The sequence below is a fragment of the Porphyrobacter sp. HT-58-2 genome, assembly GCF_002952215.1.
GTDB lineage: Bacteria > Pseudomonadota > Alphaproteobacteria > Sphingomonadales > Sphingomonadaceae > Erythrobacter.
The window spans coordinates 467852-487055 of record NZ_CP022600.1; the positions used below are offsets into that span (position 1 = coordinate 467852).

General features: G+C 65.2%; 19 protein-coding genes. 11 read left to right on the forward strand and 8 right to left on the reverse strand.

The features are described from left to right. Nucleotides 1–86: 86 nt before the first annotated feature. From CHX26_RS02285 to CHX26_RS02310, 6 genes are all read left to right on the forward strand, one after another. Nucleotides 87–2879 (forward strand): helicase-related protein, encoded by a 2793-nt coding sequence (locus CHX26_RS02285; protein WP_104940977.1) that lies wholly within the window; start codon nt 87–89, stop codon nt 2877–2879. Nucleotides 2880–2902: 23 nt separating this feature from the next. Beyond that, nucleotides 2903–3259, forward strand: a complete 357-nt coding sequence (locus tag CHX26_RS02290; protein WP_146107627.1) for a S4 domain-containing protein — start codon at nt 2903–2905, stop codon at nt 3257–3259. 10 nt (nt 3260–3269) lie between these two features. Further along, complete coding sequence (gene fdxA, locus CHX26_RS02295) at nt 3270–3608, forward strand: ferredoxin FdxA (RefSeq protein WP_104943198.1); 339 nt, start codon at nt 3270–3272, stop codon at nt 3606–3608. Between the two features lie 276 nt (nt 3609–3884). Continuing rightward, a complete protein-coding gene (locus CHX26_RS02300; RefSeq protein WP_068864495.1) occupies nt 3885–4418 on the forward strand; it encodes a CarD family transcriptional regulator in 534 nt (177 codons plus the stop codon). 129 nt (nt 4419–4547) lie between these two features. Continuing rightward, nucleotides 4548–5321, forward strand: a complete 774-nt coding sequence (locus CHX26_RS02305; RefSeq protein ID WP_104940978.1) for a GIN domain-containing protein — start codon at nt 4548–4550, stop codon at nt 5319–5321. A gap of 41 nt (nt 5322–5362) precedes the next feature. Then, nucleotides 5363–5695: a hypothetical protein gene (locus CHX26_RS02310; RefSeq protein ID WP_104940979.1), complete on the forward strand. Its 333-nt coding sequence runs from the start codon at nt 5363–5365 to the stop codon at nt 5693–5695. Here the strand turns inward: CHX26_RS02310 and CHX26_RS02315 are convergent. Next, entirely contained in the window at nt 5692–6657 is a 966-nt protein-coding gene (locus tag CHX26_RS02315) for an L-threonylcarbamoyladenylate synthase (RefSeq protein ID WP_104940980.1), read from the reverse strand. The two genes, CHX26_RS02310 and CHX26_RS02315, sit on opposite strands and share 4 nt — an antisense overlap. An 86-nt stretch (nt 6658–6743) precedes the next feature. Between CHX26_RS02315 and CHX26_RS02320 the strand changes: the two genes are divergently transcribed. Together CHX26_RS02320 and CHX26_RS02325 are read left to right on the forward strand one after the other, a co-directional pair. Beyond that, complete coding sequence (locus CHX26_RS02320) at nt 6744–8498, forward strand: acyl-CoA dehydrogenase (protein ID WP_104940981.1); 1755 nt, start codon at nt 6744–6746, stop codon at nt 8496–8498. A 1-nt stretch (nt 8499) separates the two neighbouring features. Then, entirely contained in the window at nt 8500–9315 is an 816-nt protein-coding gene (locus CHX26_RS02325) for a DUF815 domain-containing protein (protein ID WP_104940982.1), read from the forward strand. Here the strand turns inward: CHX26_RS02325 and CHX26_RS02330 are convergent. Then, nucleotides 9312–10790 carry a PQQ-dependent sugar dehydrogenase gene (locus tag CHX26_RS02330; protein ID WP_104940983.1) on the reverse strand — a complete coding sequence of 493 codons (1479 nt, stop codon included), beginning with the start codon at nt 10788–10790 and terminating at the stop codon, nt 9312–9314. The two genes, CHX26_RS02325 and CHX26_RS02330, sit on opposite strands and share 4 nt — an antisense overlap. A gap of 63 nt (nt 10791–10853) precedes the next feature. Here CHX26_RS02330 and CHX26_RS02335 point away from each other — a divergent pair, with 63 nt between their 5' ends. Then, complete coding sequence (locus tag CHX26_RS02335) at nt 10854–11357, forward strand: GAF domain-containing protein (RefSeq protein WP_104940984.1); 504 nt, start codon at nt 10854–10856, stop codon at nt 11355–11357. Nucleotides 11358–11483: 126 nt separating this feature from the next. After that, nucleotides 11484–12347 carry a hypothetical protein gene (locus CHX26_RS02340; protein WP_104940985.1) on the forward strand — a complete coding sequence of 288 codons (864 nt, stop codon included), beginning with the start codon at nt 11484–11486 and terminating at the stop codon, nt 12345–12347. A 103-nt stretch (nt 12348–12450) separates the two neighbouring features. Here CHX26_RS02340 and CHX26_RS02345 read toward each other — a convergent pair whose 3' ends face one another. From CHX26_RS02345 to CHX26_RS02370, 6 genes are all read right to left on the reverse strand, one after another. Next, nucleotides 12451–13383 carry a ParB/RepB/Spo0J family partition protein gene (locus CHX26_RS02345; RefSeq protein WP_233997242.1) on the reverse strand — a complete coding sequence of 311 codons (933 nt, stop codon included), beginning with the start codon at nt 13381–13383 and terminating at the stop codon, nt 12451–12453. A gap of 32 nt (nt 13384–13415) precedes the next feature. Next, entirely contained in the window at nt 13416–14192 is a 777-nt protein-coding gene (locus CHX26_RS02350) for a ParA family protein (RefSeq protein ID WP_104943199.1), read from the reverse strand. Between the two features lie 57 nt (nt 14193–14249). Next, nucleotides 14250–14897: a 16S rRNA (guanine(527)-N(7))-methyltransferase RsmG gene (rsmG, locus tag CHX26_RS02355; RefSeq protein WP_104940987.1), complete on the reverse strand. Its 648-nt coding sequence runs from the start codon at nt 14895–14897 to the stop codon at nt 14250–14252. Next, nucleotides 14894–16744, reverse strand: coding sequence for a tRNA uridine-5-carboxymethylaminomethyl(34) synthesis enzyme MnmG (gene mnmG, locus CHX26_RS02360; RefSeq protein ID WP_104943200.1), 1851 nt, complete (start codon nt 16742–16744; stop codon nt 14894–14896). Before mnmG ends, rsmG begins: the two co-directional genes overlap by 4 nt. Nucleotides 16745–16851: 107 nt before the next feature. Next, the gene (gene mnmE, locus CHX26_RS02365) at nt 16852–18138 is read right to left on the reverse strand and encodes a tRNA uridine-5-carboxymethylaminomethyl(34) synthesis GTPase MnmE (protein WP_104940988.1); all 1287 of its coding nucleotides are present in this window, start codon (nt 18136–18138) and stop codon (nt 16852–16854) included. A gap of 4 nt (nt 18139–18142) precedes the next feature. Beyond that, nucleotides 18143–18394 (reverse strand): DUF6489 family protein, encoded by a 252-nt coding sequence (locus CHX26_RS02370; RefSeq protein ID WP_172449654.1) that lies wholly within the window; start codon nt 18392–18394, stop codon nt 18143–18145. A gap of 97 nt (nt 18395–18491) precedes the next feature. Between CHX26_RS02370 and CHX26_RS02375 the strand changes: the two genes are divergently transcribed. Beyond that, nucleotides 18492–19190, forward strand: a complete 699-nt coding sequence (locus CHX26_RS02375) for a dienelactone hydrolase family protein (protein WP_104940989.1) — start codon at nt 18492–18494, stop codon at nt 19188–19190. Nucleotides 19191–19204: the final 14 nt, after the last annotated feature.

Genomic DNA, 19204 nt, shown 5'->3' on the forward strand with positions numbered 1-19204 from the left:
TTTCTGTGCCAGAACAAAGTAAATCCCGCCTTAACCAGCGACCAGACGCGCGCCCTGTGCGATAAGAGGTTGTGCGTAGGTCACAGATGCCCTGCCGCTTGGCCTTGCCGGGGGACGGCAAGCCTGACAGAACCCGGTGTGTCGTGACCTCTCCCGTCTCTTCCCGTCCCGCCGAGGATGCGCGCGTTCGCGCTGTACTCGGGCCGACCAACACCGGCAAGACGCACCTCGCGATCGAACGGATGTGCGGCCATTCGAGCGGCATGATGGGCTTTCCGCTGCGCCTTCTGGCGCGCGAGGTCTATGACCGGGTGCGCGCGATCAAGGGCGACAATCAGGTGGCGCTGATCACCGGGGAGGAACGGATCGAGCCGCCACAGGCGCGCTATTTCCTCTGCACTGCCGAAGCCATGCCGAGGACAGCGGGCGAACACGCCTTCGTCGCGCTGGACGAAGCGCAGCTGGGCGCTGATCCCGAACGCGGGCATATCTTTACCGACCGGCTGCTCCACGCGCGCGGGCGCGAAGAAACGATGATCCTCGGTTCCGCGACATTGGAGCCGATGGTCAAGGCGCTGATCCCGCGCGCCGAAGTGACCAGCCGCCCGCGGTTTTCGACGCTCAGTCACGCGGGGGTATGCAAACTCTCGCGCCTGCCCAAACGCTCTGCCGTGGTCGCTTTCAGTGTCGAGCAGGTCTACGCCATGGCAGAGGCCTTGCGGCGGTTCCGGGGCGGGGCGGCGGTGGTGATGGGCGCGCTCTCGCCCGAAACCCGCAACAAGCAGGTCGCGATGTTCCAAGCGGGCGAGATCGATTACATCGTCGCCACCGATGCCATCGGCATGGGGCTGAATCTCGATCTCGATCACGTCGCCTTCGCCTCGCTGACCAAGTTCGACGGGCGCAGGAAGCGGCGGCTCACCCCGTCGGAGATGGCGCAGATCGCCGGGCGCGCCGGGCGGCACCAGCGCGATGGCACCTTCGGCACCCTTTCGGGGATGGGCAAGGGCGATGCCGAACCGCTCCAGTTCACCGACGAGGAAGTCTACGCGATCGAGGAACACAAGTTCGCGCCCCTCACCAACCTGTTCTGGCGCGAGGCTGATCCGCGCTTCGATTCGCTCGAACGCCTGATTGCCGATCTCGAAGCACGGCCCGACAATCCGGTGCTCCGCCCCGCCCCCGAAGCCATCGACATGGCGGTGCTGAAGCGCCTCGCCGGGGAAAGCATCGCCGACACGGTGAAGGGCGCAGGCAGCGTGCGGCGCTTCTGGGAAGCCTGCTCGCTGCCCGATTTCCGCAATCTCGGGGTGGAACAGCACGCCCGCTTCGTCGCCCGCCTGTGGAATGACCTTGCGCAAGGCTATCTGGGCGCGGATTTCGTCGCCGCGCGCATCGCCGAGCTTGACCGGATGCAGGGCGACATCGACACGCTGCAAGGGCGAATCGCAGCGATTCGCAGCTGGGCTTACATCTGCCAGCGGCCCGACTGGGTGCTGGCAAGGGACGAAATGGCCGCGCGGGCACGCGCGGTCGAGGCGAAGCTCTCGGACGCGCTGCACGCGCGGCTGACCGAGCGTTTCGTGAACCGAAGGACGACACTCTTGATGAAATCACTGGGGCAGGATGCAAGTGCGCTGCCCGTCACGCTTGAACCCGATGGCCAGCTGATGGTGGAGGGCGAAAACATCGGCCGCCTCGAAGGCTTCCGCTTCCATGTCGATCCTTCGGCAGGCGTGGCTGACCGGCGGATGCTGTTGGCGGCGGGCGAGAAGGCGCTGCCCGCGCTGCTGGCCGAACGCGCCGAGTGGCTGCTGTCGCAGGGGAGCGGCGAGCTCGAAATCAGCGGTGGCGCAATCCGCTGGCAGGGCCGCGCACTGGCCGAGGTAACCTTCCCCGGCCATCCCGGCTCCGGCAATTTCGGCACGCCGCGCCTCACCTTGACCCGCGATCTCACCCTGCTGCCTGAAACGGCGAAAGCCAATCTCGAGGCCGGACTGGCAGCATGGCTCGAACAGCAGCTCGAACCGCTCGAGCCGCTGCGCAAGCTGGCCGAGGCGGCGCGCGATCCGGACGCCGGGTCGCAGGCGCGCGCGCTCGTCATTACGCTGATCGAAGCACGCGGGGTGATTTCCCGCGAGGAGGCAGGGCTTGAGAACCTGCCCAAGGAAATGCGGCCCTACCTGCGGAAGCTGGGCGTGACCTTCGGTGCGCTCGACATCTTCGATGCGCCGCTGCTGAAGCCCGCCCCGCGCCGCTTGCTGCACGCGCTGGGGCTCGATCCGCGCCCGCTCAACCCGGCGATGCTGCCGGTGCTGGCCGAGGGCAGCTGGGCCAAGGGCCGCCTGCCCGCCGGTTACCGCTATGCCGGAACGCAGGCGATCCGTGTCGATCTGGCCGAAAAGATTCTGCGCGCCGCCTTCGAAGCCCGCGCGGGCGTCGTCGCGGCCCACCCCAAGGAGCGCAATCGTCCGTTTCGCGTCGATCTGTCGCTGGCCGTGTCCATCGGGCTGGAGGAAAGCAATGCCCGCCGCTTGCTGGGCAGCGCCGGTTTCCGTTTCGAACGTGCGCGGCCGCTGGCGGAAGGCGCGCATGGCCCGGCCGCGCCCGACCGGTGGTATTGGCGCCCGCGCCGTCCGGGCGACAAGGATGAACGGCGGGAGGCGCGCAGGGATCATCGCAAGAATGGCCACAAGGATCATGGTCAGAAAGGCGGCGCACCGCGCGGCAAGGGTTCGCAAACGGCTGCCAGACCCTCGCGTGATGGCGCTCAGCGCGGCCCAGGCCGGGGTCAGACCCCGCCCAGACCCCCTGTTGACACCGGCCCGGCGCGGGCCGGGGGTGCGTTCGACAAACTGGCGGATCTGCTCAAGGGATGAGCCATGACGGTGCGGGAGGGTCGATGCGGATTGATCGTCTGCTGGTCTATCTGCGCTTCGCCCGCACCCGATCGGCTGCCGAGGCCCTGATCGCAACCCGTGCTTTGCGGCGCAACAGAATCCATGTGCTGCGCGGCAGCGAACAGGTACGTATCGGGGATGTGCTGACTATCGCCCTGGGAAGCACTGTAAGGGTGATCGAGCTTATCGCGCTTCCCCAGCGGCGCGGCCCGCCTGCCGAAGCCCGCGCCCACTATCGCACGTTTGACCAATTTCATGAGGTTGACCCGGACAGTCTTGACCGTAAAGGGCAAATGACAATAACCGCCTCACCTTGCGCGGGGGCAACCCCGCCCGATGATCCCGCAGACCGCCTTTGAAAGAGCCGCAATGACCTACGTCGTCACCGAAGACTGCATCAAGTGCAAGTACACCGATTGCGTGGAAGTGTGCCCGGTCGACTGCTTCTACGAAGGCGAGAACATGCTGGTGATCAACCCCAGCGAATGCATCGATTGCGGCGTGTGCGAACCGGAATGTCCGGCTGAGGCGATTCTCCCCGATACCGAGGACGGGCTGGAGAAATGGCTCGAACTCAATACCAAGTTCTCCGCCGTCTGGCCGAACATCACCAGCCAGAAGGCCCCGCCCGAAGATGCCGACGCGCACAAGGGCGAGAAGGACAAGTTCGAGAAGTATTTCAGCGAAGAACCGGGCGAAGGCGACTGATTTCCCGCCTCTTGCGCCTTGTCTGCATAGCTAGGAAGGCTTGCGCAAACGCCGACTCGCAATTTTGTTGCAGACATGCTATATAATAAGACAACCGCGCCGGTTCACACCCGCGCAGGCGTTGAAAACCAGAAAGGCCTGACACCAGCAATCCCCTAACCGGATGATCGCACCCGGCGCTTGCTTCCCCTGAGGCCCGCTTCAGCAAGCATCCGCGCCGCCGGGATGATTGTCCGCTCTCCGTTGTCAGGGACAGGCCCATAGAAAGGAACTTGCATGGCAAGCACCGCAAACGCATTCACCGTCGGCGATTATGTTGTCTACCCCAAGCACGGCGTAGGCCGGGTGATCGAGCTCCAGAGCGAGGAAATCGCCGGAATGCAGCTCGAACTCTACGTGCTGCGCTTCGAAAAGGAGCGCATGACGCTCCGTGTGCCGGTCAACAAGGTCGAATCGATCGGGATGCGCAAGCTGTCGTCGGACAAGACGCTCAAGCAGGCGATGGAAACGCTCAAGGGCAAGCCCAAGGTGAAGCGCACCATGTGGTCGCGCCGCGCGCAGGAATACGAAGCGAAGATCAACTCGGGCGACCTCGTGTCGATTGCCGAAGTGACCCGCGATCTGTTCCGCCCGGAAGACCAGCCGGAGCAGTCCTATTCGGAACGTCAGATCTTCGAAGCGGCCTCCAGCCGCCTCGCCCGCGAACTGGCGGCGATGGAAGAGACGGACGAACCGACCGCGCTCGGCAAGATCCTCGACGTGCTGCGCGAACACGCGCCGCAATATTACGACAGCGCCGAGGAAGCCTGAGGCTTTCGTCGCGCCGCCCAAACAAAGGGGCCGTCCTGCGGGGCGGCCCTTTTTTGTTGGTGCGCTGTCGCCACTTGCACGCCGCGCCTTGGTGTATTATATCGGCAATACGCCAACCGGAGAAGCCGCATGAGCAAGCCTGTCGTCCTGTCCCTAGCCGCTTTCGCTTCCGCCGTGATGCTGACCGGTTGCGACGGCGCCGATATCGAGATCAATGGCCAGAAGGGCGTCCCTCTTGCGGAGATCGAGCTGGCCGGCCCGCCGCCTGCCAAGGTCTTCCTGGCTTCTGGCGACACTGTGATCCTGACGGAAGGCGATAGCTTTGCGATCAAGGTCGAAGGCAGCGGGACTGAATCCTTGCGCTTCGTGCGCGATGCGGAACTGATCGGCATTACCCGCGAGGATGGCTGGAAGGGCGGCGGCAGCGCCACCATCCGCATCACCATGCCTGCGCCCAGCGAAGTCGTGATCGGTGGCAGCGGCACCATCAAGGCGCCAACCCTCGCCAGCGATGCCGCGATCAACATCGGCGGTGCTGGCACAGTGGAATTCGGGACAATTGCAGCGGAAAAGCTCGCCATCAACATCGGCGGCAGCGGCAAGGTGAAGGGTAGCGGCACCGCGAGAGAGCTTGAGGTGCTGATCGGCGGTAGCGGCGATGTCGTCGCGCCGGGGCTGAAGGTCGATGTGGCCGACATTACCATCGGCGGAGCCGGGGACGTTGCCTTTGCCTCGGATGGAACCGTGGAAGCCAGCATCGCCGGGGCGGGCGACGTGACTGTTACCGGCATGGCCAAGTGCACTGTCAGCGCGATGGGTTCAGGCACGCTCAACTGCGCCCCGGCAAGCGGCACTGGCGCGACTACGGAGATCCCCTCATCTGAGGCAAAGTCCGCAGAATAGCAGTTGCCTGATCACAACTTGCGCGCGACAATCCGCGCATCATGCAAGTCTACAAGCTCCTCGCCCTCGGGCTGTCTGCTCTGGCCCTTCAGGGTTGTCTCGCCAGAGCCGCAGTCGATGTTGTCACGCTGCCGGTCAAGGCCGTCAGCGCCGGGGTGGACGCGGCCACCACCAGCCAGTCCGAAGCGGACGAGAAGCGCGGCAGGGAAATCCGCAAGCGCGAGGAACGGCTGGGCGAGCTGGAGCGCGATTATGCCAAGCAGATGAAACGCTGCGGTGACGGCAATGACGAAGCTTGCGAAAAAGCGCAGGCGATCCGCGCGGAGATGAAGGCGATCATGCCCGGTATCCCGGTGGAGCCGGACAGGCGCTAGGCCGCCGCCCGCCGAAGCCGGTCGTTGATCGCGCGGCCCACACCCTCATCCGGCACCGTAGCCACTGCGATGCGCGGCTGCCGGGCGCGCGCGGCCTCGTGCAGGCAAGCATAGAGCCGCGCCGCCGCTTCGTTGATGTCACCGCTGGCCGACAGCGTGCAGTCACCATGAACAGCGCCAAAGCCGATCAGGAATTCGTCCGGTTCGGCTGCACCGGCATTAAGCCGCACCGGCTTGCCCGGCGCATAGTGGCTGGCGAGCTGGCCGGGGGCTTCGATCCCGCGCTCCCCGGTGGCCCGGACGATCTTCACCGGGTAATGTGGATCAAAATGGATGTCATTCAGCGCCGGAAGATAGATCGGTCCTGGCCGCAACTCGTGCCACACGCCCTCGGGATCGATCAGGAGGATGGTCGATTCCACCCCGTCCTCGCATGGGCCGCCATCGAGCACCATGTCGATCCGTCCGTCGAGCGAGGCGAGCACATGCTCGGGCGTCGTCGGACTGATGAATCCCGACCGATTGGCCGAAGGCGCGGCAAGCGGGAAATCCACCGCCTGAAGCAGGGCGCGCATCACCGGATGCTGCGGCGCGCGCATGGCGATTGTCGGCAATCCTGCCGAGACTGCCCCGGCCAGTCCGGCATCCGCCCGGCGCGGCACGACCAGCGTAAGCGGCCCCGGCCACTCCTTCCCCGCCAGCACCCGTGCCGCTCCGGCGAAAACGCCGTAACGCTCCGCCTGCTCCAGATCGCGCACATGCACGATCAGCGGATTGAAATCCGGACGACCCTTGGCGGCATAGATCCGCGCCACCGCTTCGGGCGAGTCAGCCCGCGCGGCAAGGCCGTAAACAGTCTCGGTCGGCACCGCGACAAGCCCGCCCGATTCGAGGATGCGCGCCGCTTTGGCGATCCCCTCGACGTCTGCCAGCACTATGTCTGTAACGTTCTTGCCGCTCATGCCTCTCGCGCTATAGACTGGCGCGCGGCCTGCCAAGTGCGGGCGTTTCTTACCTCCTATCCGCCGACCTGAAGGACACCCCCGAAGTGACCCCCTTTACCCCGCCGACCGCCGACCAGTTACTTGCCATCCGCGTCAATGCCGGGATCGACGAGCTGGCGCAGACCGAACGCTTCGCCCATGCCGAGCCCGATCTGGTCGAAGCGATTGTCGAAGGCGTCGGCCAGTTCGCGGCGGGGGAATTCGCGCCGCTCAACCGCAAGGGCGATCTGGAAGGGGCAAAGCTCGAAAACGGTGTCGTGCGCCTGCCGGAGGGTTTCGAGGCCGCCTATGACGCCTATGTCGAGCAGGGCTGGAACGCGATTGCCTCTCCGGCGGCACATGGCGGACATGGGCTGCCCTTCACGCTGGCCTGCAACGTGCTGGAGAACCTCGGCGCGGCGAACATGGCCTTCACTCTGCTGCCGATGCTGTCGGTCGGCGCAATCGAGGCGCTGGAGCATCACGGCTCCCCCGCCCAGCAGGCGATGTATCTCCCCAAGCTGGTGAGCGGGCGCTGGTCTGGCACGATGAACCTGACGGAACCCGCGGCAGGAAGCGATGTCGGTGCGCTGCGCTCCACCGCCGAACCCATCGGCGCCGATGAGTTTGGGGGCAAACACGCGGGCAAGTACAAGATCACCGGCCAGAAGATCTACATCACCTGGGGCGAGCATGATCTGGCCGAGAACATCATCCATCTGGTGCTGGCCCGCCTGCCGGGCGCGCCGGAAGGATCACGCGGCATCTCGCTGTTCGTGGTGCCGAAGTATCATGTGAACGCCGACGGCACCCTCGGCCCGAAGAACGACCTGCGCTGCGTCAGCCTGGAGCACAAGCTGGGCATCAACGCCTCGCCGACCTGTGTCATGTCTTACGGCGACAATGGCGAGTGCATCGGGGAACTGGTCGGCCAGCCGAACAAGGGCCTCGCGGCGATGTTCACGATGATGAACAATGCGCGCATCAATGTCGGCAATCAGGGCGTGCAGATCGGCGAGCGCGCGACCCAGCAGGCGCTCGCCTATGCGCGGGACCGGGTGCAGTCGGCGCGCGCCGGTTCGCCCGACAAAACTCCGGTGGCGATCATCGAGCATCCCGACGTGCGCCGCATGATTCTGCGCATGAAGGCGCTGACCGAAGGTGCGCGCGCGCTGCTCTATTATTGCGCCGGGCAGGTCGATCGCGGCAATCTCGGCGATGAGGCGGCCAAGGCGCGCGGGGAGATCGTGGTGCCGTTGATCAAGGCGTGGGGCACGGATGTCGGGGTGGAGGTCGCGGGGCTCGGCATCCAGATCCATGGCGGAATGGGCTTCGTCGAGGAGACCGGCGCCGCCCAGCACTGGCGCGATTCGCGCATCGCCCCGATCTACGAAGGCACCAACGGCATTCAGGCGGCCGACCTTGTTACCCGCAAGCTGGGTCTCGAAGGTGGCGAAGCACTGGTCGCGCTGTTCGAGACCATCGCGCGGGAGGCAACAGAGGAATTCGCGCTCTCCGCCCTTGCCCGCGACTGCGCCAATGTCGCGCGCTGGATGCGGGACGAAGCGAGCCTTGATGACAGGCTGGCGGGCAGCGTCCCGTTCTGCACCATGGCGGCCGTCTGTGTGGCTGGGTGGCAGCTTATGAAGCAGGCCGCGGCGGTCGCGGCAGGCGCAGCGCCGGAGCTGGCCGCAACCAAGCCGGTGACGGTGCGCTTCTTCCTCGACCGGGTCGTGCCGGAAGCCGCAGGGCTCAAGGCTGGTGCTGTCGCGGGTGCTGACGGGCTCTACGCCCTGCCCGCAGAAGCGCTGGTGGGCTGAGATGGCAGGCGGCGAGCCTTGGGAGCGGATTGCTGCCGCACTCGAACGGCTCGCGCCTCCGCCGCCTCCACCGACCGACTGGCTGGCAGCGCCTGCCTATGTGTGGGAAGGCGATCGCGGGCGGGCGGTGCCTGTGCTCGATGCCCAGCCGCTAACGACGCTCCACGGGATCGACGCGCAGAAAGCTGCGATGGCGGGCAATTGCGCCCGCCTCGCATCAGGGGCAGCAGCCCACGACGCGCTGCTGTGGGGTGCGCGGGGCATGGGCAAGTCGGCGCTGGTGCGGGCCTGTGTGGCGGAGGTGCAGAGAGAAACGCACGGCTTGGCCCTCGTCCAGCTCGCCCCCGGCACTCTGCCCAGCTTCCCGGCACTGATCGCTGAACTCGCAAGCGTTGAGCGCGCCTTCCTGCTGTTTATCGACGATCTCGGTTTTGGCGCTGACGGGCGAGCCGAAATGCTCGCGCTCAGGAGCCTGCTCGACGGCGGTATCGCGCCGCGACCGGGCCATGTCCGGATTGTGGTGACGGCAAACCGCCGCTCCATCACCGAGCGCGAGGATACCTCCGCCGCGCTCCATGAACGCGACGAGCGTGACGATGCACTGGCGCTGGCCGATCGCTTCGGGCTGACGCTGGGCTTTCACCCGGCGGACAAGGATACCTATCTCGCCATCGTAGCCAGCTACCTTGCACCGCTCGGCCTTCCCTATGACCGGGAGGAGGCAATGGCCTTCGCCATTCAGCGCGGCAATCGTTCAGGCCGCACCGCGCTGCAATTCTCCACGGAGATCGCCGGGCGTGCCGGGATGCGGCTTTAGTTCGCCTTCTGCCCCGCCTGCTGCCGCAGGTAGTCCGCCTCGAAATCGGCGCGCGGATCGGTCAGGCGGCGCGGGGGGAGCGACTTGCCTTTGAGCCGCGCGATTCCCGGCGCAGGTTCTGCCGAAGGCGCGCGCACCCGCCAGATGATCCCGGCCGTATCGTCCGACACCAGCAGCGCGCCATCGCCCGCCCATTCAACCCATGTCGGCCGCCCGCGGGTGGTGCCGTCCGCCTTGAGGAACCCGGTCAGCACCGGAACCGGCTTGCCCACCGGATTGCCGCGGTCATCGAAATCCACGAACACCACGTCATAGCCCGACGGCGGCTTGCGGTTCCACGAACCGTGCCGTGCGATGAAGGCCCCGCTGGCGAAATCGTCGCCCATGCGGTGGCCCTCGGCGGTGAACACCAGCCCCAGCGCCGCCACGTGCGGGCCAAGCGCGAATTCGGGATTGCGGACATACTCCATCAGGAAGCGCGGCATCGGCGCCTCCACCCGGCGATCGCGGTTGACCTTGTAATAGACCCACGGCCAGCCGTATTGCGCGCCGATGGGGACGTTGGTGAGATAATCCGGCACCAGATCGCTGCCGAGCATGTCGCGTTCGTTCACGGTGGTCCACAACTCGCCGGTCCAGGGGCTGAAATCCATGCCATTGGGATTGCGCAGCCCCACGCCGAACTGGCGCTGGACATTGGCGGCCAGATCATACTCCCAGATCATCGCCCGGCCTTCCTCCACGGCCATGCCCTGCTCGCCGATATTGCTGACCGAGCCAACGGCGACGTAAAGCCGCTCGCCATCGGGGGACAGCTCGACATTGCGCATCCAGTGGCCGCCGCCGCCCGGCAGATCCATCAGCTTGCGCGGGGCGCCTGCCACCTTGTCGCTGCCGAGCGAATAAGGGAACGCGAGCAGGGCATTGTGATTGGCGACGAACAGCGTGTCATCCTTCCATGCCAGGCCAGAGGGCGAATCGAGCCCTTCGGACAGGATCACCTGCTTCGTCTCCGCCCTGCCATCGCCATCGGCATCGCGCAACAGCACGATCTGGTTGGGAGATTCGCCCGCTGATCCGGCCTTTTCGAACAGAATCGCCGCAATCCAGCCCTGAATTGTCGCCATCACCCCGCCATCGCCGCCATCGGTCTTGGGGGCGCGGGTCAGCGTGACCAGCACATCACCATTGGGCAGAGCGTAGAGAATGCGCGGGTGATCCAGCCCCTCGGCAAAGCGCATCACTTCGAGGCCCTTGGCTACCTCGGGCCGCTCGTCCGCCTGCCAGCCCACCGGCTCGGCGATCTGGACGGTCGGGAAGCTTTGCGGGTCACCTTCCTGCAGCACAGGATCGGTGCCAGTGACCTCTTCCACCGAGAGATCGGCGGTGTCACCCCGGCTAAGGAACCAGAACAGGCCGCCCAGAACCAGAACAATGATACCGAGAGCGATTGCGATTTTGCGTAGGATTGCCATGTGGGCGGGATAAGCCCGGTGCGCGCTTGCGGCAACCGGGAAGCAAGGAAAGAATTCGCGCCCATGTATGATTTCAAGCCCGCCGCCCCGCTTTCCGCCGCAGAACTCTACCGCGAGCTGCTGGGCGCCGCCGATGCGCTGACGGCGGGCGAGCCCGACGGCGTGGCCAACATGGCCAATGTCGCTGCGCTCCTGTGGGAGTTTCTGCCCGATCTCAACTGGGCTGGCTTCTACCGGGTCGCACCTGCCAAGACTGGCAATGGGGAAGAAGAGCTGGTGCTGGGCCCCTTCGTGGGCCGTCCCGCCTGCATCCGCATTCCCTTCGGCACAGGCGTATGCGGCACAGCGGCAAAAAGTCGCGCCACGCAACTTGTCGCGGACGTCCACGCCTTCCCCGGTCACATCGCTTGCGATGCGGCGAGCCAGTCGGAACTGGTCGTCCCGGTGTTGCGCGACGGCGCGCTCGTGGCTGTGATCGACCTCGACAGCCCGCGCCCCGAACGCTTTACCGAGGAGGACGCGACAGGGATCGAGGCGCTGGCGGCACTGTTGTCGGACAGGATCTGAGGGCTTCGCTAGAGCGAATTCCCGAAACGGGACAGCGCGCGAAGCGCCGCTTGGGCAGATGGCCGTTGGAGTGGTAAGGATTGGCTAACCATCAGCCAACTCTGGCTGATTCAGGGGGGTTTGCCCATGTCCAAGCTGTTTCCATCACTTCCGCTCGCCGCGCTGGCGCTGGCGCTTCCGGTAACGGTGCAGGCGCAGAATTACGCCGATCTGCCGCCGCTTACGCCGATGAACGAAGCTGAGCTGCGCACACTCCCTGCCGATATGCGCAGCGCGCCAACGCGGGTGGTTGCCGATGAAACCGTGACCATGGTCAACGGAGTCGAGACCATTACCCGCACCCGCCGGATCGAAGCACCGCAGCCGCTTCCCGCTACCCCGGCCGTTGCGCATCAGAGCTATGCGCCGGGTTATGCCCCGAACTACGCCCCGATCCACACAATGCCGATGGGCTATGCCCCGGCGGTGTTCGAACGCCAGCAATGGATCGACGAATGCCGTCGCCGCACGCGCGGGCAGAACCGCAGCAACACCGGCAAGATCATCGGTGGGTTGCTGGGCGCGATTGGGGGCGGATTTGCCGGATATGAGATCGCCGGCGCAGGCGACCGTCTGCTCGGCACCGTGCTCGGTGTTGGCGGCGGCGGGTTGCTGGGCGGGTTGATCGGCAGCCTGTTCGATGGCGACCGCAAGAAGAACCTCTACGATTGCGAAGCCGCGCTCGACAGCTACCTTTCGGCCTATGGCGCGCCCGGCGCCCGGATCGCCAGCCGCGAGATCGCCTATCCCGCCTATACTCAGAGCTACGCCTATCCGGCCTACTCCTATGGCTATACCTACGCCCCGCCGCCGCAAATGGTGCTGGTGCCGGTGCGCACCGAGGTGCAGCAGCAGGTCGTGGTGCGCGAGACCGAGCGTTTCGAAGGTGTCCCGGCACAGCGGATCATTCCTGCGCCGCGCCCCTCACCGAAGATGATCAAGACCCGCTGATCGGTCCAGCTTTGGCCCCTTGTCCAGGGGGCAGACAGACAGCCCCGCAGGTTCAGGCGACCCTGCGGGGCTTATGCTGTAAAGGCGTGACGGGTGAGGATGATCAGAACTCGCCGCCAGTAAGCCGCTGGCAGAGCAGATCAAGCTGATCGAGCGTCGTGTAGCGGATCGTCACGGTACCCTTGCGTGGATCGCCTTCAGGCTTGATCCTGACGCTCAGGCCGAGAAATTCCTCAAGATGTTGCTGCACCGCGAGAATATCCGCATTCTCACCTGCTGAACCCTGATTTTCACCCACGGCAGCCGCACTTTCCTTGCGGCCCTGCTTGCGCGTGAGCGTTTCGACATCACGCACGGAAAGGCCTTCGGAAACGGCGATTTCCGCCAGCTCCACCGCGTCGTCCCGCCCGATCAGCGCACGGACATGGCCGGTGCTGAGCTTGCCTTGCTCGACCAGATCGAGCACGCGGCCCGGTAGCGCCATCAGTCGCATCATGTTCGCGACATGGCTGCGCGATTTCTCGACCATCTTGGCGATGTCGACCTGGATCATGCCCTCTTCTTCCGAGAGGCGATGATAGGCGCGTGCTTCCTCGACCGGGTTCAGGTCTTCGCGCTGAAGGTTCTCGATCAGCGCCAGCGCCATCACCTCTCGATCAGACAGATCGCGCACCAGCGCCGGGATCTCATGGAGCCGCGCCTTCTGCGCCGCGCGCCACCGCCGCTCACCCGCAACCAGCTGATATCCCTGCATTTCGGGGTGAGGGCGAACGATGATGGGCTGAATCACCCCGCGCGTGGCAATCGAGGCTGCCAGTTCGGCCAGCGCCGTTTCGTCGAAGTGCTTGCGGGGGTTGCCTGGCAGCGGCTTGATTGAAGCGAGCGCCAACATCCGCAGAGGCGACCCTCCCGAAGCCGGCGCCTCGGCTGGAATATCATCACGGCGCACCAGCGGCTCTTCGCGCCGTGTCTCCCCCAACAACGCACCCAGACCCCGACCAAGCCGACGCGGCTTGTCATCGCCGCGTGAATTCATCGCAATATCAGTGCCTTGTAAACTGTTCTCGGTCATGCAGCCTGTCTTTCTGCGGGAAATCGGCCGATCAGCTCACGCGCCAGCGACATATAGGCGCGGCTGCCGGTGCAATGCTGGTCGTAGATCAACGCCGGAAGCCCATGGCTCGGCGCTTCGGAGAGGCGCACATTGCGAGGGATCACCGTGTCGAACACCAATGAGCCGAGGCAGTCGCGCACATCGTCGGACACCTGATCGGTCAACCGATTCCGTCGGTCAAACATGGTCAGCGCCACGCCGATAATACCAAGATCGGGATTGAAGCGCTGCTGCACCTGATCGACCGTCTGGAGCAGCTGGGACAACCCTTCCAGCGCAAAGAACTCGCATTGCAGCGGCACCAGCAGGGTATCGGCTGCGCACAAGGCATTGAGCGTCAGCAGGCCAAGCGAGGGCGGGCAGTCGATGAAGCAGATGTCGTGCCCGGTGTGCTTCGCCAACGCCTTGTCCAGGCGGTGCGTTCGCCCCTCCACCGCAACCAGTTCCACCTCTGCACCCGACAGATCGACTGTCGCGGGGACGATATCGAGCCGAGGGATCGCCGTCGACACGATTGCGCTGTCGAGCGCAACTTCATCGACCAGCAGATCATAGCTCGAAACTTCGCGCGCAGCAGCGTGAACACCAAGGCCGGTGGAGGCATTGCCCTGCGGATCGAGATCAATCAGCAATGTCCGCCATCCGGTTGCAGCCATCGCGGTCGCGATGTTGATTGCTGTGGTGGTCTTGCCCACCCCACCCTTCTGGTTGGCAATCGCGATGGTCAGCATGGTGCTCCCGTCCTTCCCGCGCGCCGATTCAGGATGAATCCGCACAATGATCGCGTGTCAGGCCTTCACAATGATTCCCGCGTCGGGATCGGTCAAGGAATGTTTCACGTGAAACATTGTCCGAATCGAAGGCTTCAAGCTCTCCAATTCCTGCGCCGCCGAGCGTCCCTTGGGCAATACATAGGCGGTCTGCCTTGTGGAGAAGGGTGCGGACAAAGCGAGGAGTTTGTCGAGCGGAGCAAAGGCACGTGCCGAAATGGCGCGGGCCGGGAACGGCGCGACCCGTTCGAGGCGCTGGCCTTCGACACGGCATTTCTTCAGATCCAGCGCGGCAATAGCGGATTCGAGGAATTCCACCCGCCGCGCGCGGGACTCCACCAGCACCACGGGCATATTCGGACACAGCGCAGCGATCACCAACCCCGGAAACCCCGGACCGCTCCCCAGATCGAGCCACGGCCCCTGCGCATTCGGCCCCAATGTTTCTGCCTTCACCAGAGCTTCGCTACCACGTGAAACATCGACGAGCTGTGCCGAATCGGCAATGTGTCGCTGCCAGATATGCGGCTCGGTGGCTTTGGCGATGAGGTTCTGGCGCTGGTTCTCCGCCAGCACCAGCGCAGCGAAGCGCTCCAGGCGCGCCATGCCTTCTTTGTCGGTGAGACCGGCGACGTAGGCGCGGGCCTGTTCTTCGGTGACGATCATGCTGCCTGCCGACGACGAGCATGGACCAGCAGTGCCGAGAGCGCAGCCGGCGTCACCCCCGGTACCCGTCCCGCTGCGGCGAGGGTCCCCGGCGCGGCCTTGGTCAGGCGCTCGACCATTTCGTTCGATAGCCCCGGCACGTCCGCGTAGGGAAAGTCCACCGGCAGCGGCAGCGCCTCGCTCGCGCGAAGATCGCGCAACTCGGCATCCTGCCGTGCGAGGTAAGGCGCATAGGCGGCATCCTCGGCCATTTCCTCGGCAAGCAGTGGGTCGAGCGCAGTCACCTCGCCTAACCAGGGCGCGAGCGCCTCAGGCGTCACACCATCGTAGCGCAGCCAGTCCGCGAGCGGCTTCTCTCCGTGATCGCGCCGCACCGGCAGACCGAGATCGGCGAGTTCGCGGGCATGGACCTTCTCGGAATGTTTCACGTGAAACATTTCGCGCACTTCTTCACGACGTTCCCACCAGCGGCGACGTTCCTCGCCGATGCACCCAGCATCGATACCCAGCCCCGTCAGGCGGGTTGCAGCGTTGTTGGCGCGCAGACGCAGGCGATATTCAGCGCGGGCAGTAAGCATGCGGTAAGGCTCCGAAACGCCTTGGAGCGTCAAATCGTCAACCATCACAGCGATGTAACTATTGGCACGGTCGAGCGGCGGAGCCTGCTTGCCAAGCGCCGCAGCGGCGGCCTCCAGCCCGGCAACAAGGCCCTGTGCAGCGGCCTCCTCGTAACCGGTGGTCCCGTTGATCTGGCCCGCACAATAAAGGCCGGGGATCGCGCGGACCTGCAAATCCGGCGTCAGGGCGCGCGGATCGATGTGATCATACTCAACCGCATAGCCCGGCTGCACGATCTCCACCCGCTCGCACCCCGGCATGGTTCGGACCACCTGCTCCTGCACATCCACCGGCAGCGAGGTGCTGATGCCATTGGGATAGACCAGATGGGTAGTCAGCCCTTCTGGTTCGAGGAACACCTGATGCCCCTCCCGGTCGCCAAAGCGGTGAATCTTGTCTTCGATCGACGGACAATAACGCGGTCCCGCCGCCGCAATCGCGCCAGAGAACAGCGGCGAGCGGTGAAGGTTGGCGCGGATCGCATCATGGCCCGCCTGTGTGGTGCGGGTGATGGCGCAGAACACCTGCGGGTTAATGCGGGCGGGCGTGAGCGGCGACATGGTCCAGGCCTCACCGTCCGAAGGCTGTTCCTCCAGAACCGCCCAGTTGATCGTCCGACCGTCCAGTCGCGGGGGTGTGCCAGTCTTGAGCCGGGCCATCGGCAGGTCAGCCCCACGCAACTGAGCAGCGAGGCGCTTGGCCGCATTCTCACCGATGCGTCCGCCCTCGAAACGCTCCTCGCCGCGGAACAATACGCCGCCGAGGAAGGTGCCAGTGCACAGGACGATATGTTTCACGTGAAACATTGTGCCGTCGGCCAACTCAAGCCCGGTGACACACCCAGCTTCAAGCCGAAGTGCCGCAGCCTCACCCTGCACCAGCGTGAGGCTGGCCTGCGCCCGCACCATGGCCTGCACCGCCGCCTTGAACCGCACGCGGTCGGCCTGCACCCGCGGGCCCCAGACGGCGCTGCCCTTCGAGCGGTTGAGCATGCGGTAGTGAATTGCACCAGCGTCAGCGGCACGGCCGAGAACGCCATCGAGAGCATCGACCTCGCGCACCAGATGGCCCTTGCCAAGTCCCCCGATGGCAGGATTGCAACTCATCGAACCGATGGCATCGAGGTCGAAGCTCACCAGCGCGGTGCGCGCACCCATCCGGGCCGCCGCGCAGGCAGCCTCCACCCCGGCGTGACCGCCGCCGATGACAAGGACATCGAAGGAATGCATGGGGCGCAAATAGGGCTTGGTGCGGGGATCGTCAAAGCGGATTTGGTTGGGCGAGCCGATCGCTCCGCCCAAAATGTTTCACGTGAAACATTTTGCCCCGCGCAGCTTCACTTTCCGATGCAGAAGCGGCCAAACAGGGTGTCGAGCATGTCCTCGGTCGTCGCGCGTCCGATCAGCCGGTCAAAGGCAAGACGCGCGCGGCGCAGTTCTTCCGCTACCAACAGTGGGTCTGAGAGTGTGCGCGCCGCTTCAAGTGCCTCGGCGGCCTCGGTCAGCCGCGCGTGCTGGCGGGCGTTGAGCGCTGCTTCCCCCGGCTTGGGGAGCGCATCGCGTGCGGCTTCGACCAGCGCCGTCTTCAACGCAGCAACCCCCTCGCCCGTCCTTGCCGACAGGGCAAAGCGGGCGGAGGCCTTCGGAGCAAAATCCTCGCGGTCGGCCTGCGGGGCAATCTCCCAAGCGCGGTCCGGCCCACCCCCTTCAGGCCCCAGCCACAGCACCACATCGGCCCGTACGAGTTCGTCCTTGGCCCGATCGATCCCGATGGCCTCGATTTCATCCGCCTGCGCCGTCTCCCTCAGGCCCGCCGTATCGACGAAAGTGAACGGCACTCCGCCGATGGCAACCGCGCGCTCAATCACGTCACGGGTGGTCCCAGCGATCGGCGAAGTGATCGCCGCCTCGCTTTCGACCAGCGCATTGAACAGGGTTGATTTGCCGGCATTGGGTGGCCCGGCGAGCACAACGCGGAAGCCCTCCCCCAAGCGTTCCGAACGCGGTCGAGCAAGCCATTCCCGCAACTCTCCCGCCAGCGCGGCAATGTTCCACGTGAAACATTCGGGAAGATCGGCGGAGTCTTCCTCGTCCGAGAAATCGAGCACGCCTTCGACCTCCGCGGAAAGGCCCAGCACCCGCTCACGCCAACCCTCAACCTGCCGTGACAAGGCGCCCCCGGCATTGGCGAGCGCGGCAGCGCGTTGCAATTCCGTCTCGGCGCAAAGCAGATCGCCCAGGCCCTCCGCTTCGGCCAGATCGATGCGGCCATTGGCAAAGGCGCGGCGGGTGAACTCGCCCGGTTCGGCAGAGCGGGTATCGGGGAGCCCCGCCAGCGCCGCCTCCACCGCCGCGATCACCGCGCGCCCACCGTGGCAGTGAAATTCGGCCAGATCCTCACCAGTCGCGGTGTTCGGGCCGGGGAACCACAGCACCAGCGCCTCATCCAGCAGCGCCCCGTCAGCACCCCGCAATCTTGCCAGTGACGCGCGGCGCGGTTGCGGGACGCGTCCGGCCAGCGCCCGCAACGCCGCACTCGCCCGCGAGCCGGACACGCGGATCACCCCCACCCCAGCTGGCGGCGCGCCGCTGGAAAGCGCGAAGATGGTCGGCCCGTTGGTCACAGAATCAATCGGAAGACTTGGATCCCGACGCAGCCTTCATCCCGCTCTCTACAAAGTTCTGGAACAGCTTCAGCCCCATTTGCCCCATCGGCGCAAGCGCGGCCGCATATTGCTGCAACTGATCCGGGCTGGACACACCCTGCATCGCCTTGGTGATGTTCTCGACATAGACATTATTCGCCGCGCTCACATCGGGCAGCCCGAGAAAGCTGCGAGCCTCTTCAGGGGTGCAATCGACCTCGATGGTGATCTTCATGGACGTGTTCTCCTGTCTGCTCCCCCATTTGGGCTTGGCAGCGAAGCAAGGCAAGAGATAGGACGGAGGCAAAGCTGCGAACCACGGGAGAGACACCATGAGCCTCAACGAAACCATCCCCACCCTTGAAGGCAACGCCAGTTTCGGTGCCTATGTCGCGAGGCCGGAGGGCAGCCCGCGCGGTGCGATTATCGTCATCCAGGAGATTTTCGGGGTAAACCCCGGCATCCGCCAGAAATGCGACAAGCTCGCTGCGGAAGGCTGGCTGGCCATTGCGCCGGATCTGTTCTGGCGGCTGCAACCGGAAACGTCGCTGGATCCTGATGTCGAAAGCGAATTCCAGACCGCCCTCGATCTGATGGGCAAGTTCGATCAGGACACCGGCGTCCGCGACATCGAAGCAACGATCCATCACATCCGCCAGACGCTCGGCGTCGCCAAGGTCGGCTGCGTCGGTTACTGCCTCGGTGGGCGGCTCGCATTCATGACCGCGGCGCGCACCGATATCGACGCGAGTGTGGGCTATTACGGGGTCGGGATCGACGGGTTGCTGGGTGAGAAGCACGCTATCGCCAACCCGCTGATGCTCCATATCCCGACAGAGGATGGATTTGTTTCACGTGAAACACAGGCGGCGATCCATGCGGGTCTTGGCGATCATCCGCGCGTGACCCTGTACGATTACGAAGGCCTCGACCACGGCTTCGCGACCGAACATGGCAAGCGGCGGGTTGAGGATGCTGCCAACCTCGCCGACAGTCGCACAGCTGCTTTCTTCGCGGAGCATCTGGTGTGAGCGCCGCTAACCTC

Bases quoted from the DNA above. Each gene is read 5' to 3' on its own strand.
- CHX26_RS02285 (WP_104940977.1), top strand. From the start codon at position 87: ATGCCCTGCCGCTTGGCCTTGCCGGGGGACGGCAAGCCTGACAGAACC.
- CHX26_RS02290 (WP_146107627.1), top strand. From the start codon at position 2,903: ATGCGGATTGATCGTCTGCTGGTCTATCTGCGCTTCGCCCGCACCCGA.
- fdxA (WP_104943198.1), top strand. From the start codon at position 3,270: ATGACCTACGTCGTCACCGAAGACTGCATCAAGTGCAAGTACACCGAT.
- CHX26_RS02300 (WP_068864495.1), top strand. From the start codon at position 3,885: ATGGCAAGCACCGCAAACGCATTCACCGTCGGCGATTATGTTGTCTAC.
- CHX26_RS02305 (WP_104940978.1), top strand. From the start codon at position 4,548: ATGAGCAAGCCTGTCGTCCTGTCCCTAGCCGCTTTCGCTTCCGCCGTG.
- CHX26_RS02310 (WP_104940979.1), top strand. From the start codon at position 5,363: ATGCAAGTCTACAAGCTCCTCGCCCTCGGGCTGTCTGCTCTGGCCCTT.
- CHX26_RS02315 (WP_104940980.1), bottom strand. From the start codon at position 6,657: ATGAGCGGCAAGAACGTTACAGACATAGTGCTGGCAGACGTCGAGGGG.
- CHX26_RS02325 (WP_104940982.1), top strand. From the start codon at position 8,500: ATGGCAGGCGGCGAGCCTTGGGAGCGGATTGCTGCCGCACTCGAACGG.
- CHX26_RS02330 (WP_104940983.1), bottom strand. From the start codon at position 10,790: ATGGCAATCCTACGCAAAATCGCAATCGCTCTCGGTATCATTGTTCTG.
- CHX26_RS02335 (WP_104940984.1), top strand. From the start codon at position 10,854: ATGTATGATTTCAAGCCCGCCGCCCCGCTTTCCGCCGCAGAACTCTAC.
- CHX26_RS02340 (WP_104940985.1), top strand. From the start codon at position 11,484: ATGTCCAAGCTGTTTCCATCACTTCCGCTCGCCGCGCTGGCGCTGGCG.
- CHX26_RS02345 (WP_233997242.1), bottom strand. From the start codon at position 13,383: ATGAATTCACGCGGCGATGACAAGCCGCGTCGGCTTGGTCGGGGTCTG.
- CHX26_RS02350 (WP_104943199.1), bottom strand. From the start codon at position 14,192: ATGCTGACCATCGCGATTGCCAACCAGAAGGGTGGGGTGGGCAAGACC.
- rsmG (WP_104940987.1), bottom strand. From the start codon at position 14,897: ATGATCGTCACCGAAGAACAGGCCCGCGCCTACGTCGCCGGTCTCACC.
- mnmG (WP_104943200.1), bottom strand. From the start codon at position 16,744: ATGCATTCCTTCGATGTCCTTGTCATCGGCGGCGGTCACGCCGGGGTG.
- CHX26_RS02370 (WP_172449654.1), bottom strand. From the start codon at position 18,394: ATGAAGATCACCATCGAGGTCGATTGCACCCCTGAAGAGGCTCGCAGC.
- CHX26_RS02375 (WP_104940989.1), top strand. From the start codon at position 18,492: ATGAGCCTCAACGAAACCATCCCCACCCTTGAAGGCAACGCCAGTTTC.